This is a genomic window from Mesobacillus jeotgali, assembly GCF_031759225.1.
GTDB lineage: Bacteria > Bacillota > Bacilli > Bacillales > Cytobacillaceae > Mesobacillus > Mesobacillus jeotgali_B.
The window spans coordinates 1,885,151-1,901,855 of record NZ_CP134494.1; the positions used below are offsets into that span (position 1 = coordinate 1,885,151).

Below are 16,705 nucleotides of genomic sequence, written 5' to 3' on the forward strand. Positions count from 1 at the left end.
AGAAAAAACCGAACGAAATTATCATCTTTATTTTTATTATTCGCCTTTGGTTATTTAATTGATAAAAATAAAAATCTTCCCCATTTTACAAATATTTGATAAACTATTTAAGCATTTGAGGGGTTTGGGGGATATACATATGAGCGTATTCAAGGATTTATTATGGTATTTCAAGTCGGAGAAAAAGGCTTATTTGACAGGGATTTCACTACTGTTATTTGTCGCACTGCTCCAGCTTGTGCCGCCGCGCGTTATTGGAATAATAGTTGATGAGATAACCAATGGGACGCTGACGGCCGGTAAACGAGGGAAATGGATTTTAGTGTTAACGGCTTCAGGGCTTGCGATGTATTCACTTCGGTATTATTGGAGGATCATGATCTTTGGTTCGGCGGTAAAGCTGTCCCGATTATTAAGGAATCGGCTTTATGCCCACTTTACGAGTATGTCGCAGTCTTTTTACCAAAAGAGAAGGACAGGGGACCTGATGGCTCATGCCACAAACGATCTATCGGCAATCCAGCAGACAGCAGGTGCCGGTGTCCTGACGTTCGTTGATTCTGTCTCAACCGGCGGCTTCGTCATCATCGCGATGGCTGCGACAATCAGCTGGAAGCTGACCTTGATCGCTTTGATTCCAATGCCGTTCATGGCAATGCTGACAAGCTGGTACGGAACGATGCTTCATAAAAGGTTCCATAAAGCCCAGGAAGCATTCTCTGATTTGAATGATAAGACACAGGAAAGCATCACGGGAATTAAGGTCATTAAAACCTTTGGCCAGGAAAAAGAAGATATTGAGGATTTTCGCAAACAATCTGAGGATGTTGTGAAAAAAAATATTTCTGTCGCAAAGGTTGATGCTTTATTTGACCCGACGATTTCCATCATTGTAGGCATTTCATTCTTCTTGTCGATTGCTTTTGGTGCAAGGTATGTATTGAATGGGGAATTGACAATTGGACAGCTGGTATCCTTTACATCCTACCTCGGCTTGCTGGTTTGGCCGATGCTCGCATTTGGATGGTTTTTCAATATCGTGGAACGCGGAAGGGCCTCTTATGATCGTGTTTCTGCTTTGCTTGATGAAAAAATCGACATCCAGGATAAACCGGATGCTCTTGATATGGTGCCAAATGGTGACATTAGATATGATATTGCGTCTTTCACTTATCCTGGAGATCAGGAAGCTTTATTGAAAGATATCAAGTTTGGGCTTGGGAAAGGGCAAACGCTCGGAATCGTCGGAAAGACGGGTGCGGGGAAAACGACTTTATTGAAGCTGCTGATCCGTGAATTCGACCTCTCGGAAGGCAGCATCAGCATTGGAGGAAGAAGCATCAGGGACTATAAGATGGATCGATTGAGGCAGGCGATTGGATACGTCCCGCAGGATCATTTCCTTTTTTCAGCGACAGTCCGGGATAACATTGCCTTCGCAGATCCTGCTGTCGATGAGGAGGTCATCTATAGTTCCGCCAGAGTGGCAAACATCCATGATGATATTCTGGAATTTACGGAAGGCTATCAAACGGTTGTAGGAGAACGAGGGGTATCACTCTCAGGCGGGCAGAAGCAGCGAATCTCGATTGCTCGTGCCCTGGTGATGAATCCGGAAATCCTCATTCTCGACGATTCCCTATCGGCGGTCGACGCGAAAACGGAGGAGCAAATCTTATCAGCTTTGAAAGAAAATCGAAAAGACAAGACAACCATTATCACGGCACACAGGTTGAGCGCTATTCACCATGCTGATCTGATCGTCGTCCTTGAAGAGGGCCGAATTGCTGAGCGCGGAACTCACGATCAATTGATGGAGCATGACGGCTGGTACAAGGATATGTATTTGAGACAGCAGCTTGAAGAGCTTGTCGAGCAGGGAGGGTGACCAATGGAAAAAACGCCTGTATTAAACGCGAAAGAGCAGCGTTCCGTGCTGTTTCGGCTTCTTGCATATGGAAAGCCGCATTTAAAAATGATTTTTGTCGCTTTCGGATTCCTTTTGCTCGCAACTGTGGGTGACGTGCTTGGTCCGATTTTGGTGAAAATCTTCATCGATGATTACTTGAGGGAAGGCTACATGCCGTTCGAGCCGCTGTTGATGCTTGGAGCAGCTTATATTGGAATCCAGATTCTCAATGTGCTTGTCTCTTATTTTCAGCTGTTGAAGTTCCAGGAGATTGCGCTGAAAATCATCCAGCAAATGAGGATTGATGTATTTACGAAGGTGCAGCAGCTTGGCTTGAAATATTTCGATAAAACGCCTGCCGGTTCACTTGTATCAAGGGTTACGAATGATACCGAGGCGATCAAGGATATGTTCGTCAGCGTCATTGCGACATTTATCCAAAGCGGCTTCCTGCTGTTCGGGATCTTTGTCGCGATGTTCATCCTGAATGTAAAGCTGGCATTGTTCACGATGCTGATTTTACCGTTCATCGTGTTCATCATGAGCTTGTACCGCAAGCTTAGTTCAAGATTTTACCAGGATATGCGTGAACGTCTGAGTCAGCTGAATGCAAAGCTAAGTGAATCTCTTCAGGGAATGTCGATCATCCAGATGTTCCGGCAGGAAGAAAGACTGAAAAAAGAATTCGGAGATATTAATGACAAGCACTTTGATGCGGGGATGCGCAACATCAAAGCAGACGGACTTCTGCTGCGCCCGGCGGTTGACCTTGTCTATATTTTAGCTCTTATTATTGTACTGAGCTTTTTTGGGATTACTTCCTTCGACAGTCCGATTGAGATAGGGGTGCTGTATGCGTTCATCAATTATCTTGATCGCTTTTTCGAGCCGGTGAACAATATGATGATGCGCCTTTCCATGTACCAGCAGGCCATTGTTGCTGCCTCACGTGTTTTCAAACTGCTTGATGAAGAGGAACTGGCTCCTGGCCAAACTGGGACGGAGGCGGATAAAATCAATGAAGGTAAAATTGAATTCAAAGATGTCAGTTTTTCATATGATGGCAAAAGGGATGTACTGAAGAACATCAGTTTCACCGTCAACCCAGGGGAAACTCTTGCCTTCGTCGGCCATACCGGAAGCGGGAAAAGCTCAATCATCAATCTGCTGATGCGTTTTTATGAATTTGAGCGCGGGGATATTTTAATTGATGATCATTCGATAAAAAACTATCCGGTAAAAGAGCTGCGCCAGAAAATGGGGCTGGTGCTGCAGGATCCGTTTTTGTTTTATGGAACAATCGGAGATAATATCAGGCTGCACAACAGCGATCTGACCGAAGAGGATATAAAAAAGGCAGCAGAATTTGTCCAGGCGGATTCTTTCATTGAAAAATTGGAAGATGGATACGTACAAAAAGTGACGGAGAGAGGCTCGACTTTTTCGAGCGGGCAGAGGCAATTGATCGCTTTTGCCAGGACGATTGCAGCTAATCCGAAAATCCTTGTTCTCGATGAAGCGACTGCAAACATTGATACCGAAACCGAAGAGGCCATTCAGACGGGACTTGCCAAGATGCGAAAGGGCAGGACGACAATCGCCATTGCCCATAGACTCTCCACGATCCAGGACGCAGACCAGATAATCGTCCTTCATCATGGGGAAATCGTTGAGCGCGGAACACATCAGGAATTGCTTACCCAACAGGGGCTTTACCATAAGATGTATCTCCTGCAGAATGGTTCAGTCGAACGATTGGAAGATGTTGTTGGATAAATAATTATATTATGTAAAGTGGCGATTACTAAAAGGTAATCGTCATTATTTTTTATTCGCTATGATTATTATATGAATATGTGAATACTATCTTATGAATAATCTAAAAATGTTGACCGGCAAGTTTAGAGCACAACGCTCAATATGATAAAATCTGGGCAGATGAAACTTTTCGTCTTAAGAATCGTACTATTATTGATCATCCATTAATGTTATTCAGGAAGAGGGAAAAAGATGGGATTGAAGAGTATAATCAAGAAGGAAATTAAAAAACAAGTGAAGAAGCAAATAACAAAGAAAGCGGGAAAGAGTGCAGGTAAAATAATCGGAAAAGTAATGAAAAAGTTTTAGGTTTTGTCAGGGAATAAATCTTGAATAGACAAAAATAAAACAGCTACAACGCATAGGGCGTTTAGCTGTTTTTTAGTGGGCTGCTATCTTTTTTATATAAACCCGGTTATATTCATTTAGCAGTTCATCAAGTTCCTGGCTGTAAGTAATGGCTATGGAAGAATTGAGGCCGTTCTGGGAAGCGATTAGGATCAGCTCTTCGCGTTTTTTTTCAATGAGGGTGATCAGTTGCTCTTTAGACAATGTGAAAATCCTTTCTTGTTTTATCTCTCGGCAGTATATTAAACAAGCTTATGTAAAATCGTTATAAATATAGAAATTATTACAAGTGCTATATTAGTATATAGCATATACTGCCAAATTTCAAAAGAAACATTTGTAAAATATTTTCCTGTAAAAAATATACACCATTTTTTATTACCCAGTTTTTTAGCAGGTAAACACCTTTTTAATAGAAATTAATAAATTGTTCACAGTTAAACTATAATAATAGTAAATGGTTTTGTTAGAATGGGACTAACGAATATGGACTGGAGATGGAACGATGACAGATATAAATATTTTCATTGCTATGGGCGCGGGCTTCCTTAGCTTTATTTCTCCATGCTGCTTGCCCCTTTATCCGGCATTTTTATCTTATATTACCGGGATGTCCGTCGGAGAACTGAAGAGCGAAAATGCAATGCTGCAAAAGCGCAGCCTGCTCCACACATTATTTTTCCTTCTGGGCTTTTCGGTGATTTTCATTGCGATTGGCTTCGGCACATCATTTGTAGGACAATTTTTCATTCAGTACCAGGATCTCATCCGTCAACTGGGTGCGATTTTCATTGTTGCATTCGGGTTGATGGTCATTGGTTTCTTTAAGCCTGAATTTCTGATGAAAGACCGGAAAATTGAATTCAAGAACCGGCCATCAGGCTATTTTGGGTCCTCTTTGATCGGTATGGCATTTGCGGCCGGATGGACGCCATGTACTGGTCCAATCCTTGCTTCGGTCATTCTGCTTGCGAGCTCCAACCCTGGGTCAGGTATGCTGTATATGATTGCCTATACACTTGGTTTTGCGATTCCTTTCTTCATTCTTTCTTTCTTCATCGGAAAAATGCAGTGGATCCGCAAGCATAATGTGAAAATTGTTAAAATCGGCGGCTATATCATGATAGCAGTCGGAATCATGTTGTTCTTCGACTGGATGACGAAGCTTATTTCGGTACTGTCCGTGTTTTTTGGCGATTTTACAGGTTTTTAAAATGAGTTCTGGAGCTATATAAGCTGATCCTCACAGGTATTTTTTCGATGTGAAAATTTTGTCGGTATCTTTACATTGAAAATAATGGTTAAATATAGTTATATAGTAATTGAGGGAAGAATTTAACAGATTAATATACTTGTTGTGATTGTCGGGGAGGATACAGCGATGGCCAGAATTTTGATAGTTGACGACGCAAAATTTATGAGAATCACCTTAACCAATATTCTGAAGAAAGCGAATCACGAGATCGTAGGGGAAGCTGAAAATGGAAGAGAAGCAGTCGCGCTGTATCGCGAACTGAAGCCCGACCTAGTCACAATGGACATTACGATGCCGGAAATGAGCGGGCTGGATGCCGTAAAAGAAATCAAAAAGGATTATAATGATGCAAAAATCATCATGTGCTCAGCCATGGGCCAGCAAAAAATGGTGGTTGATGCCATCGAGGCCGGAGCGAAGGATTTCATCGTTAAGCCATTTGATGATTCACAGGTAGTTGATTCCGTATCAAGAGTATTAAGATAAAAAAAGCCTTTAAGTCTATCTTAAATGGCTTTTTTTCATTATAATAATGTGGAAAATAATAATAAGGGATGAAATAACGAATGAATTATGTTCTGGCGTCAACCGTAGGAGCAATTGGCATGGCCATTTTTGTGACATTCATGAGAATGAAGGCTGCCAAAAAACCTGCATCAGCCAAGAAAATTATCTTACCGCCAATCTTCATGAGCACTGGTGCGCTCATGTTCATTTTTCCGATGTTCCGGGTACATTCCTTACAGGTCATAGAGGCACTGACAGTTGGAATGTTATTTTCGATTCTGCTGATCAAGACCTCTAAATTTGAAGTACGAGGCAGGGAAATCTTTTTAAAGAGATCCAAGGCATTTGCCTTCATCTTAATCGGTCTGTTGATCGTACGTGTAATCGCTAAACTGGTGTTAAGCAGCTCATTCGATGTAGGTGAACTGGGCGGCATGTTCTGGATTCTTGCTTTTGGAATGATCGTTCCTTGGCGTGTAGCAATGTATTTGCAGTTCAAAAAACTTCAAAATGAATTGAATAGTGGAACAAATATGAATTAATCAGAAACCCTTGCCAGAATGCAAGGGTTTTTTGTCTTTTTGTTTGTAATGGAAATTTTGGATATAAATGTATTTTATTTAATGATATGATGAATCTGATTGAATTTTCAAAAATGTAGATGCCGAGTAATGAGATGTTCGTTTTTGAAAGGAGAGATATTGTGTTAGATATCCAGGCAGTTTTTATAGATCGAGACGGAACACTGGGGGGAAGTGACACAGTTATTTATCCTGGGGATTTTGAGTTATTTCCCGGTGTCCAGGATTCAATCAATCTTTTAAAAGCCAACCATTTATTAGTCTTTTCTTTTACGAACCAGCCAGGTATTGCGATTGGGGAAGCTACTGTTGATCAGTTCGATTATGAATTAAAATCATTTGGGTTCAATAAAGTGTACATATGTCCACACCGCCATGATGAAGGCTGCATTTGCAGGAAGCCTTCTGTTGGCATGCTGAAAAAAGCTGCTGAAGAAAATGCCCTCGATTTAAGCCGATGTGCAGTGATTGGGGACCGGTGGACTGACTTGCTTGCTGCTGACGATGCTGGCTGTTTAAAGATTTTAGTCAAAACGGGCAGCGGCCAGGAAGCCTGCGATAAATACATAAACAAGCAGTATTTTGGGCGATGGGGTCAAGTTCATCCAGATTTTATCGCCGAGGATTTAAATGAAGCTATAAGCTGGATATTGAGGGAGGGGTAAAGAAGTGACGGTCATTATAGCCATTCTTTTGTTTGGATTTATGATCGATTTTACAAAGCTGAGAAAGCAAAATGAGAAAATGATTGAGCAAAATGATCAAATCATTTCCCTGCTTGAGGATATGGTGAAAAGAGGGAAGGAATGAGTCTGAGGAATATAAGAGTTTGGATGCTAATTTTTTCTTTCATACTAATCATATTTTTGGTTAGTGTTTTCGGAATCCTTAAGGTGTTCCAAAAGGAGCTGAATGAAAGGACCGGAAAAAATGAAACTCTTTATACAACAGATAAAGCTTTTTTCACTTTGAATTATGACAGTGATTTAGAGAGAAAACTGAAAGCTGAAAGCATGAAGCATGAGTACCAACATGTTTCTATTTTTTATCAGGAACAAAATGAAAAGTTTATTCCGCTGACAGTTGAGACGCTTGAGTGGGCAGAAGAGGTTTCCAGTGGAATTCTTGGTAGTTATGAAAAAAGGCCTACCGATCTAATTTTTATGGATAGAGAGCACCTGCAAAAACTTTCTGATTTAGATGGTGTATCCGGATTTTATTCCAATTTTGATAAAGTAATGGGGATTCATGTTCACCCTGACAATGTGGAGAGCATTTTAGAAACACCGCTTAATAATTTTCAAAGACCGATTCTGCATGAATACGCGCACTTTGCAACCTTCAGAAAAATAGAGGAAGCCGGAGCATTTCCTGATTTGTTTCCGCAATGGTTCATTGAGGGGATTGCAGAATATGTTGCGAGCGATCGGACTGAGGTACATTATGATATAAACCAATACAAAATCCTGCCTCTTGAAAGCATCACCTGGGGAGATGGCTGGAAGGAAGCACGCCAAATCGAAACAGCTGACCCTTATATGCAAAGTTATTTGTCAGTAAGCTATCTGATACAGGTGTATGGCAAGGATATATTGGTGGAATTAATCCAAAAAACGAACGATACCGAGGGATTTTATACAGTTTTGGAAAAAATCACTGGAAAGCCGATCGCTGAATTCGAACAAGAGGTACTTGATTACTATAGGTAAATGAACTCTATGAAGGGTGGCGATTGAGATGGAAAAGGCAAGAATGATTATGGACACCAGAAAAATAATGGAGAACATCGCAGCGTGAATTGTGAGGGAGTGCTCGATGTTCTCAAATAATTTGGAGGGACATTCATGTTAAATAAACAAGGTTTTGATTTGTGGGCAGTAGGCTATGACAAAACCGTACAGGTTAGTGAAGAAAATGGTGTATACCCATTTGCGGGGTATCGTGCCATCTTGAATAGAATTTTTAATGAAGTGATGGAAAAAGAAAATGCGAGAGTCCTGGATATCGGCTTTGGTACAGGTGTTTTAACATCAAAGCTGTATGAAAATGGCCATCATATTGATGGAATCGATTTTTCAGAGAGAATGATCGCCCTGGCACAGCCTAAAATGCCGCAAGCCAATCTAATAGAATGGGATATTGCTAACGGTTTGCCTGCAGAAGTAAAAACGAAAAGGTATGAGTACATTGTAAGCACCTACGCTATGCATCATTTAACTGACGCAGAGAAGGTTACTTTTATTAGGGAATTAATGTCCTTGCTAACGGATGGCGGCAAAATCCTAATCGGGGATATTGCCTTTGAAACGAGACAGCAGCTCGAATTCTGTAAAAATGACAGCAAAGAATTCTGGGATGATAATGAATTTTACTTCGTTTTCAATGAAATCAGTTCTGATTTAGAGGATAGCTGCATACTGGACTTCCTTCCTATTTCCCATTGTGGCGGAGTGATACAGATTATGAAGAAATGATTGGGTTAGCACTGCTTTTATAAGGCAGTGCTTGTTCAATTTTGAAAAAATGGAGGCAGATCCATGGTGAAAATTAGGTTAATAACTTTTTCTATGGCAGTCATTCTTTTGGCAGTAGGATTAACTACATTCCCAACAGCCAGCCATGCTTGCAAATGTGTGGAAGAAAAGACTGTTGAAGATGAATTGGATAGCTCCAAAGCGGTATTCAGCGGGAAGGTCATAGAGATTAAAAACGAGAATAATAATAGAAAAATATTATTTGAGGTTGAGGATACGTGGAAAGGTGTATCACAAACAGAAATCATACTGGAAGATGAATGGTCCAGCTGTTCAACTGATTTTTTTGAGGGAGAAACTTACTTGGTTTATGCCCATGAATTCCAGGGTGAATTAACAACGGATATATGTGACCGAACCAGGGAGTTAAGCAGTGCAGGGGAAGATTTAGCGACACTGGGAACAGGGGCGACGCCAACTGAGGAAGTGGATTTGAGAGAACAATTACGAAGCCCAGTTATACGCTACATCTATATCTGGCTTCCGTTGGTTAGCTTTTTAATAGTGATTTTCATATATATTAGAAAACGGTCTGGAAATTGATGTGATGACGGACAGAAAGAATGGGAATGAGAGAGGAAGTGTCCGTCATATTACACGGAAACGGTTTTTAAAGAAACGCTTTTAGTTTTTGGAAAAAAGAAGGAAATGAACTGCTTCTGTCGAATTTTGTTTAACTAGAAAATTTTACTAATCAGGAGGAACTATGGGATACATAGAGGATTTGCGAAAGGTCATTGGCCACCAGCCTCTGATTTTGGTGGGGGTCGCAGTAGCAGTTATAAACGAGACAGGACAATTCTTATTGCAGAAACGCCAGGATGGTCAATGGGGAGTTCCAGGTGGATTTATTGAGTTAGGCGAATCTACGGAGGATGCAGGCAGAAGGGAAGTCCTTGAAGAAACCGGGCTTGAAATCGGAAAGGTGGAACTGATTGGTGTTTTTTCCGGGAAGCAACACCATGTAAAACTGCCGAATGGGGATGAATTTTATCCGGTTACTGTGGCCTATGTAACAAGGGATATCCTGGGTGGAGAGCTCCAAGCAGATGGTGTAGAAACCTCTGAAGCCCGCTTTTTTAGTGTAAATGAATTACCTGATAAGCTGAATCCGTTGATAAAGAATCTAATGAAGCAATTTACGGTATCAGTATAAATGCAAAAACGAGTAAAAAAGAAATTAGTCAGTCTATATACAGGGGAATTGTTTGCCGTCTTTATTTTTGCTCTGATGTGGGTCCTGTATATTCTGCTTTTTGAATGGTCTGTCCCTTACTTAACCTCCTATTCGTCTCTATATGCGTTCATTCTGCTGGAGTTTATTTTGCTGCAAGGAAGCTACTATTGGTATTTGAAACTAAAACAAATTCAAAATCATGAATTAGTACTTCTGCCTGATCGTCAGTTGAGAACTTTTGCGAATCTTAAAAGAGTAAATGAGGGATTGCTTCTAATAGGAGTGTTTGTGTCAATTTATCAAATTATCAGCAAGCCAATTGAATTCTATTGGTTTGTTTTTCTATTTCTTTTTGCTGTGATTGAACATATTAATTACTATTATGTTCGCCTATCATATCAAACTGTAGAAGATATAAAGGAACTGAAGAGGCAGAAGGGCTTTCGCAGATCTAGATTGGCAAAAGAATTAGATAGCTTTTTAAAATAAGGGGGACCAACAATGGATGCAACTTTTTATATGGAAAAGGCTGTTTTTAATTACCGGGTAGCGGCAGTTATGATCGTTGACCACCATGTTCTGATCCATAAACAAGCGAAGGACGAGCACTGGGCATTGCCAGGTGGCAGAGTCGAGCTATTGGAAGATTCACAAACAAGCGTTGTGAGAGAAGTAAAAGAAGAGTTAGGAATAGATGTGAAGGTGGACCGTTTGCTCTGGTTTACAGAGAACTTCTTTGACTATAACAATAAAAATTATCACGAAATTGGACTGTATTATCAAGTTTCTCCTCTGAATGGTGAGTTTAATTTTCACACGGAAGAGTTTTTTGGAGAAGAGGGGGATCGCTTGATTTATCAGTGGGTTCCAATCAGCAGTCTTGAGGATATCAAACTTTACCCTGAGTTTATCAGGACATCTTTGAGGGAATTGCCAGAGGCTCCGCAGCATCTTGTTGTTCATAAATATAGTATTTAGAATTGGTGGAATACATTGTCTTTACACGATTGAAAGAGACAATAGCCCATCATGTGAACGAATAAACCTTTTGAATAACTGAATGAGCAGCCACCAGCCATTGGATGCATGGTGGCTGTCGATTACAAACTTACTTAACCCTCTTATACTACCAGCTTCAAAGCTTCTAATACTTTTGAAACATGAAGGTCATTCTTCATCGATTTAAGTGAATGCCATTTTACTTCTTTTAATGTTTGTCTGTCGCCAAGTTCAGGATCGTAACCGACCGAGGCTTCCTTGTCGTTTAATGGGCGGACTAAAAAACATCTTTCCTCACCGCGGCTGTATTGACCGGTAAATAGATAGTCAACAACTTCCACATCCAAATTCACTTCTTCTTTTACTTCCCGGACAACTGCGTCTTCAAATGTTTCGCCTGCTTCAAGCCCTCCGCCTGGAAGCGTCCAAAACGACCCATCAGGATAGACATGTTTGGTCATAAGTATATAATTATTTTTGATGATAGCAGCAAATGCTCTTGGTCTAGTCAAGAAAGTATCCACCTCGCTATTAATAATATAGGGGTTTTACTATATTTTTAAATATTAGAACACTCTATCGGACAATGAGATGTTGGTATTGGAAAAAATTGGCCGATAGAAGTGTTCTATTGGCCAAACGGAAGGCAGGGACCAAGGAAAGTGTCCGATAGAAGGGCTCTATCGGCCAAATGGAAGGCAGGGACCAAGGAAAGTGTCCGATAGAAGGGCTCTATCGGCCAAATGGAATGCAGGAACCGAGAAAAATGTCCAATAGAAGGAGTCTACCGAACAAACAAAAAGGTGGAAAACAATAACTATCCGATAGAAAGGGGCTGGACAGTTGGTCAAGACATTAGACAATACAGATACAGCCATTATCGGTGCTGGCATTGGTGGACTTTCCGCCGCGATTGCCTTGCAGCAGATTGGCCAAAAAGTGAAAGTTTATGAGAGAGCTTCGGAGCTCAAGGAAATGGGCGCCGGTATTGTATTGTCCGCCAACGCAATCAAGGCATTGGAAAAGCTGGGGGTTGCGGACCAGGTGCGCCAGGCTGGTTCGCCTGTGAAGAAGGCGGAAATCAGGACTCCGGATGGCAAACTTCTTGTCAATATGCCGGTGCACAAGCAGGCAGAACGATATGGCACCTACAGTTATTTAATATACCGGCCTTACTTGCAGAGAATTTTATATGAAAAATTAGAACCCGATACTGTAAAGCATGATAAAAAGTTTATAGTGCTGGAACAGGATAGTGAGTATATAACTAGCATGTTTGAAGATGGAGAAGCGTTAAAATCAAAAATCGTAATCGGGGCGGATGGAGTTCATTCGCGAGTAAGACAGAATATTTTTGAGGACACTCCGTTGCGTTATTCAGGATTCACAGCTTTCAGAGGAATCACCTGCTTTGAAGATAATCGTTTTCCTGCTGAGTTGGGAGGAGGTTTCGAAGCGTGGGGCAAGGGAAAGAGATTTGGTTTCTCGCATTTAGGAAAAGGCCGCGTGTTTTGGTTCGCTGCGATCAACGCTCCTCAAGGGACACTCCTTGCTGCTAAAAACAAGAAACAAGTTGTTTTAGAGAATTTCAAAAGCTGGTGGGGCCAGATTCCTGATGTCATTGAATCTACCGATGAGGAAAATATCCTTGTGCATGAAATATTTGATCGTAAGACAATCAAGAAATGGCATAAAGGAAGAGTGACACTGTTGGGAGATGCAGCCCATCCGATGCTGCCTAATCTGGGACAGGGTGGAGCACAGGCGATGGAGGACGCTTTAATGCTCGCACGATATCTCAAGAGATTTCCCCAAGATGTCGAGAAAGCATTAAGTCATTATGAGCAAGTCAGAATTCCGCGTGTTGATGAAATTGTAGGGGGATCCAGAATGATGGCGAGAATGATGCAACTGGAGAATCCGTTGGCAATCAAAGCCAGAAATCAATTGTTACGGAAAATGCCAGATGAGTTGAAAATCAAAAGACTGGACTGGATCCTTGGGTACGAAGTGTAAAAATCATACGATAAATTTAGTCGTACTTCTTGACGAGGTACGATTCTTTTTTTAAAAAGAAGGATTATCCAATGTTAATACAGAATCCTTCTATAAAAAATTGGAGGATATTTATGGATACAAAACATGTCCGAACATCCGGGGCTTATATTCTTTATAACGGATTATTTCCCTTCCAGGTCGGGCCAACCCGAATAGGGGATAAACTGGGCGTGGTGAGGCTTGGGGGTCATCGGGAAGGAAATGAAACGGCATTTGATACTGCATTCCGTGAAGTCTATGAAGAAGCAAGAATGAAAATAAATTTCTTCCACTCTCCGATCACTTTTTTCAAAAAGGATTGGGATGGTGTGGCAAGAAGAATAAAAACAAATGAGGACGTTGCACCTATTCTAATAAAAGGGACGGACCCTGAAGGTTCTACAGCAATGTATCTTGCTTACTCAGAAAGTGAACCAGTTCCTTCGGCAGAGACAAATGGCCTGCTCCTGTTAACTCCCGATGACATCAAACGTATCTGCGAGCAACGGTTGACACTGAAAGAGTTTATAAAGCATGGCGGTTCCGTATTAATAAAAAAAGATATGAACCAGGAATTGACTTTAAAGCCTTTTCCGCAGCTGTTATTTTTACATGAACTCTTAGAAAAAGAAAAAAGTTTGATGAATAGATTCATGCTGGGAAAATGAATATTTACCGAGAGCAGAAGGAGGCGTAAAAAATTGATTTTCGAAATGACCTATCAGTTGCGGGTGCCGCAGTTTAACGAAGGGTTGCAATGGTATCGAACTTTCTTGGATAAAGAGCCGGATTTTACACCTCATGAGGGGTTTGCTGAATGGGAATTGATTCCTGGGGCGTGGCTGCAGCTGGCTGAGGGAACAACTGCGGAAGGGAGCGGTCCCTTGCGATTGGGGATCAGATCGCTAGAAGATGAACGCATCAGATTAATCAGAGAGCTGGATGTTCAATCATTTGAAATTTTTGCAAGAGAGGAAGTCCCTGTAAAGTGGGCGACGTTTTCCGACCCATGGGGAAATCAAATTGGTCTGTTTGAATACATTGATAAGACAGAAATGCAGGAAAGAATCACTTCCATCATGGGAAGCAAGGGATAAAGGGGTTGCAACAGCTGTTGAAATTCATTGAGGCAGGAATCGGAAACACATGGGCGGTAAGAACGGAAATTGAAATAGAGAACGGAATTGAATATGAGGTCCGAGGAATCCAAGGGCCGATACTTTTTCATTCTGTCTATATACGATTGTGGTTCCGTAAAACGGTAATCATCCTAGATTCCAGGGAAGGTTTTAAAAAAGTACATAAGAACCATAGAAATTTCAAACTGCTGTTAGGAATCGTCAGCAAGCAATAAGGCTTGTCTTAAGCATAGAAGGGGGAATCTTCAGATACTGAATCTGAAGATTGGATCGTGGCGATCAATATTGTCGACTTCTACCGCCGTTATAGAGTATATCGGAAGTTAAAAAAACTCCTACCGGAGGCAATGATCCAGTATTGATTGGTGCACCAATCAGGGCTGTATCCGTCGTGGCAATCCAATTGCCGAATTCGCCTGCTTGCAATGATGGTGGCTTCATCAGGAACTGTCCATTTAGAACGTGGTGACGGACGCGTATCCCTGGGTCATCAAAAATACTCAATCGACCTGTGAACGAAGCATAAGGTGAATCGAAGCGCAGTTGATTTGCACTTTCACCCCAGGTCCCCTGGATTGGTATGGGGTTCCCACGGAAGTTAGCAGTTCCAGTGAAGCTATTGCCTGACAAAGCATTGATGGTAATGGTGCCTCGGATAATCGGTTTTCCAGCAATTTGCGCATCAATCCCCCAGCGTGAAGGAACGGGTAAACTCGTTGTTCCATTCTTTCTAATCTGCAACCTGATCTCTCCTTTTTTTATAGGTTCATGGCCTAATAAAAAGTATATGCAGCAGGTGATGAAGTGGGGAATACGCAGTGGCACCTGGTAATTTCGGTCAGAAGTAAAAAGAACTTAACATAGGAGTCTCACAGAAGGAGAACAAATGAGCAATCCAGTCAACTATAAAATTTGGACAATGTGCATGATAAAAATGGAAATAAAGTGTTGCTTCTCGACCGCCAGCATGATCATTTCAAGGGTTTTATACCTCCAGGAGGCAAAGTGGATTTTCCAGAAAGCATAGTGGAAAGCGCCGTTCGGGAAGTAAAAGAAGAAACGGGTCTGGAGGTTAACAATTTAACCTATAAAGGTCTTTATGAATATGTCAATCCTGCCGTAGGGGACCGCTACATGATTTTTAATTACATAACAAGTGATTTTAAAGGAGAGCTCCTTGAGGACAGTCCAGAAGGAAAGGCTGTTTGGGTAAACATAGCAGACGCATGCCATTTGCCTATGCAGGATTCTGTCAGAAGAAGGTTTCCATTGTTTTTTGAAGAAGGATCTTTTGAAATACAAGTTACATGGGACCATGAAATGAATAAAGAAGGCAGGGTTTCCATTAAGAAAACATAACCTTTCTTAAATGAATGAAGGAGTATTTTATGTCAAAAGAAACAGTATCCCTGGAGTTTTATATACCTGAATTCAAGAAAGCCTTATTGAATTATGACTTGCTTGAAGAACAGAGGAGATTCACCGCTTTGCCTGAAGATGCACTGGCAAAATGTAAAGAAGATCCGGAGAGGCACCCTGTTGTGATTCTTTATGACAATCAGCCGGCTGGCTTTTTTGTACTTCATGGCAGGTCGGGGGTGAAGGATTACAGTGACAACCAGAATGCAATGCTGTTAAGAGCGTATTCCATTAATCTTTCTTTTCAGGGAAAGGGAATTGCTTCAAAGTCCATCCTGCTATTGAAGAACTTTGTAAAAGAACATTTCCCTCAAGTGGACGAAATTATCTTGACTGTGAACCACTCAAATATCCTTGCGCAAAATGTATATAAAAAAGGTGGTTTTGTAGATCAGGGAAGACGAGCAATGGGAAGAGAAGGAGAAATGTATATATATCATCTGTTCCTAAATGAAGTTCAGGATTAAAGCAATTTTTAAAAAGGAGGAGTGGACAATGCCAGAAATAAAACATTGTACTGAAATAAAACTGGTAGGCATCCGGATGTTATGCCAAGGTGATGAGTATCTCGAAGAAATCCCGAAAGCCTCCAGGCAGTTGAGCGAGCGAAGTGACGAAATAACAAACGTGGTGAACCGATCACTGCAGCACGGGGCATTTGTTGTGGATAATCACTCAGAGAAAGATGATGGTTATTGGGTTTGCGTGGAAGTATCTGATTATGAGAATATCCCTTCGGACATGGTGAGCCTGACAATTCCGTCACAAAGATATGCCGTTTTGCGGCATAAAGGCTCTAATGAAAAAATCAGGGAAGCATATAGCGAGCTCCATCAATGGATACAGGAAAATGGATACAAGAGGCTAACGGACAAAGGGCATTTGGAAGTGTTTCATACATGGACAGATTCTCATGATATCGATGTTGAACTTATGGATACTATAGGATAAATTGGATAAGTTTGAATCTTTCCCCATTCCT

At 41.3% G+C, this 16,705-nt stretch carries 22 protein-coding genes and 1 pseudogene; 20 read left to right on the top strand and 3 right to left on the bottom strand.

The features are described from left to right. Positions 1-139: 139 nt before the first annotated feature. Positions 140-1,888: an ABC transporter ATP-binding protein gene (locus RH061_RS09320; protein ID WP_311075593.1), complete on the top strand. Its 1,749-nt coding sequence runs from the start codon at positions 140-142 to the stop codon at positions 1,886-1,888. 3 nt (positions 1,889-1,891) lie between these two features. Then, the gene (locus RH061_RS09325) at positions 1,892-3,685 is read left to right on the top strand and encodes an ABC transporter ATP-binding protein (protein ID WP_311075594.1); all 1,794 of its coding nucleotides are present in this window, start codon (positions 1,892-1,894) and stop codon (positions 3,683-3,685) included. 423 nt (positions 3,686-4,108) lie between these two features. Here RH061_RS09325 and RH061_RS09330 read toward each other — a convergent pair whose 3' ends face one another. Next, a complete protein-coding gene (locus tag RH061_RS09330; RefSeq protein ID WP_311075595.1) occupies positions 4,109-4,279 on the bottom strand; it encodes an aspartyl-phosphate phosphatase Spo0E family protein in 171 nt (56 codons plus the stop codon). Positions 4,280-4,580: 301 nt separating this feature from the next. Here RH061_RS09330 and RH061_RS09335 point away from each other — a divergent pair, with 301 nt between their 5' ends. The 11 genes from RH061_RS09335 (at position 4,581) to RH061_RS09385 (ending at position 11,107) form a co-directional block, all read left to right on the top strand. Beyond that, positions 4,581-5,288: a cytochrome c biogenesis CcdA family protein gene (locus tag RH061_RS09335; RefSeq protein ID WP_311075596.1), complete on the top strand. Its 708-nt coding sequence runs from the start codon at positions 4,581-4,583 to the stop codon at positions 5,286-5,288. Between the two features lie 168 nt (positions 5,289-5,456). After that, positions 5,457-5,816, top strand: a complete 360-nt coding sequence (locus RH061_RS09340) for a response regulator (protein WP_311075597.1) — start codon at positions 5,457-5,459, stop codon at positions 5,814-5,816. A gap of 80 nt (positions 5,817-5,896) precedes the next feature. Then, positions 5,897-6,379, top strand: coding sequence for a CcdC family protein (locus RH061_RS09345; RefSeq protein ID WP_311075598.1), 483 nt, complete (start codon positions 5,897-5,899; stop codon positions 6,377-6,379). A 134-nt stretch (positions 6,380-6,513) separates the two neighbouring features. Next, positions 6,514-7,083: an HAD-IIIA family hydrolase gene (locus RH061_RS09350; protein WP_396654867.1), complete on the top strand. Its 570-nt coding sequence runs from the start codon at positions 6,514-6,516 to the stop codon at positions 7,081-7,083. A gap of 4 nt (positions 7,084-7,087) precedes the next feature. Continuing rightward, positions 7,088-7,228, top strand: a complete 141-nt coding sequence (locus RH061_RS09355; protein WP_311075600.1) for a hypothetical protein — start codon at positions 7,088-7,090, stop codon at positions 7,226-7,228. Beyond that, complete coding sequence (locus RH061_RS09360) at positions 7,225-8,127, top strand: gluzincin family metallopeptidase (protein ID WP_311075601.1); 903 nt, start codon at positions 7,225-7,227, stop codon at positions 8,125-8,127. Before RH061_RS09355 ends, RH061_RS09360 begins: the two co-directional genes overlap by 4 nt. Before the next feature lie 135 nt (positions 8,128-8,262). Then, complete coding sequence (locus tag RH061_RS09365) at positions 8,263-8,892, top strand: class I SAM-dependent methyltransferase (protein ID WP_311075602.1); 630 nt, start codon at positions 8,263-8,265, stop codon at positions 8,890-8,892. Positions 8,893-8,955: 63 nt separating this feature from the next. Further along, a complete protein-coding gene (locus tag RH061_RS09370; RefSeq protein ID WP_311075603.1) occupies positions 8,956-9,495 on the top strand; it encodes a hypothetical protein in 540 nt (179 codons plus the stop codon). Between the two features lie 163 nt (positions 9,496-9,658). Continuing rightward, a complete protein-coding gene (locus tag RH061_RS09375; RefSeq protein WP_311075604.1) occupies positions 9,659-10,108 on the top strand; it encodes an NUDIX hydrolase in 450 nt (149 codons plus the stop codon). Continuing rightward, on the top strand, positions 10,109-10,618 hold the full coding sequence (locus RH061_RS09380) for a hypothetical protein (protein ID WP_311075605.1): 510 nt from the start codon (positions 10,109-10,111) through the stop codon (positions 10,616-10,618). It begins immediately after the preceding gene. A 12-nt stretch (positions 10,619-10,630) separates the two neighbouring features. Further along, the gene (locus RH061_RS09385; RefSeq protein ID WP_311075606.1) at positions 10,631-11,107 is read left to right on the top strand and encodes an NUDIX hydrolase; all 477 of its coding nucleotides are present in this window, start codon (positions 10,631-10,633) and stop codon (positions 11,105-11,107) included. 143 nt (positions 11,108-11,250) lie between these two features. On the opposite strand, the gene RH061_RS09390 is transcribed toward RH061_RS09385, so the two are convergent. After that, positions 11,251-11,640 (bottom strand): NUDIX domain-containing protein, encoded by a 390-nt coding sequence (locus RH061_RS09390; protein ID WP_311075607.1) that lies wholly within the window; start codon positions 11,638-11,640, stop codon positions 11,251-11,253. A 331-nt stretch (positions 11,641-11,971) separates the two neighbouring features. On the opposite strand from RH061_RS09390, the gene RH061_RS09395 reads away from it, so the two are divergent. From RH061_RS09395 to RH061_RS09410, 4 genes are all read left to right on the top strand, one after another. Then, positions 11,972-13,144 (top strand): FAD-dependent monooxygenase, encoded by a 1,173-nt coding sequence (locus tag RH061_RS09395; RefSeq protein ID WP_311075608.1) that lies wholly within the window; start codon positions 11,972-11,974, stop codon positions 13,142-13,144. Positions 13,145-13,257: 113 nt separating this feature from the next. Continuing rightward, entirely contained in the window at positions 13,258-13,833 is a 576-nt protein-coding gene (locus tag RH061_RS09400) for an NUDIX hydrolase (protein ID WP_311075609.1), read from the top strand. A 33-nt stretch (positions 13,834-13,866) separates the two neighbouring features. Continuing rightward, positions 13,867-14,262, top strand: a complete 396-nt coding sequence (locus RH061_RS09405; protein WP_311075610.1) for a VOC family protein — start codon at positions 13,867-13,869, stop codon at positions 14,260-14,262. Positions 14,263-14,279: 17 nt separating this feature from the next. Then, positions 14,280-14,519 (top strand): DUF3977 family protein, encoded by a 240-nt coding sequence (locus tag RH061_RS09410; RefSeq protein ID WP_311075611.1) that lies wholly within the window; start codon positions 14,280-14,282, stop codon positions 14,517-14,519. A gap of 64 nt (positions 14,520-14,583) precedes the next feature. On the opposite strand, the gene RH061_RS09415 is transcribed toward RH061_RS09410, so the two are convergent. Continuing rightward, the gene (locus tag RH061_RS09415) at positions 14,584-15,045 is read right to left on the bottom strand and encodes a hypothetical protein (protein ID WP_311075612.1); all 462 of its coding nucleotides are present in this window, start codon (positions 15,043-15,045) and stop codon (positions 14,584-14,586) included. 145 nt (positions 15,046-15,190) lie between these two features. On the opposite strand from RH061_RS09415, the pseudogene RH061_RS09420 reads away from it, so the two are divergent. From RH061_RS09420 to RH061_RS09430, 3 genes and pseudogenes are all read left to right on the top strand, one after another. Continuing rightward, a pseudogene (locus tag RH061_RS09420) lies at positions 15,191-15,663 on the top strand (NUDIX domain-containing protein). 29 nt (positions 15,664-15,692) lie between these two features. After that, positions 15,693-16,190, top strand: coding sequence for a GNAT family N-acetyltransferase (locus tag RH061_RS09425; protein ID WP_311075614.1), 498 nt, complete (start codon positions 15,693-15,695; stop codon positions 16,188-16,190). Positions 16,191-16,218: 28 nt separating this feature from the next. Further along, positions 16,219-16,674: a GyrI-like domain-containing protein gene (locus tag RH061_RS09430; RefSeq protein WP_311075615.1), complete on the top strand. Its 456-nt coding sequence runs from the start codon at positions 16,219-16,221 to the stop codon at positions 16,672-16,674. Positions 16,675-16,705: the final 31 nt, after the last annotated feature.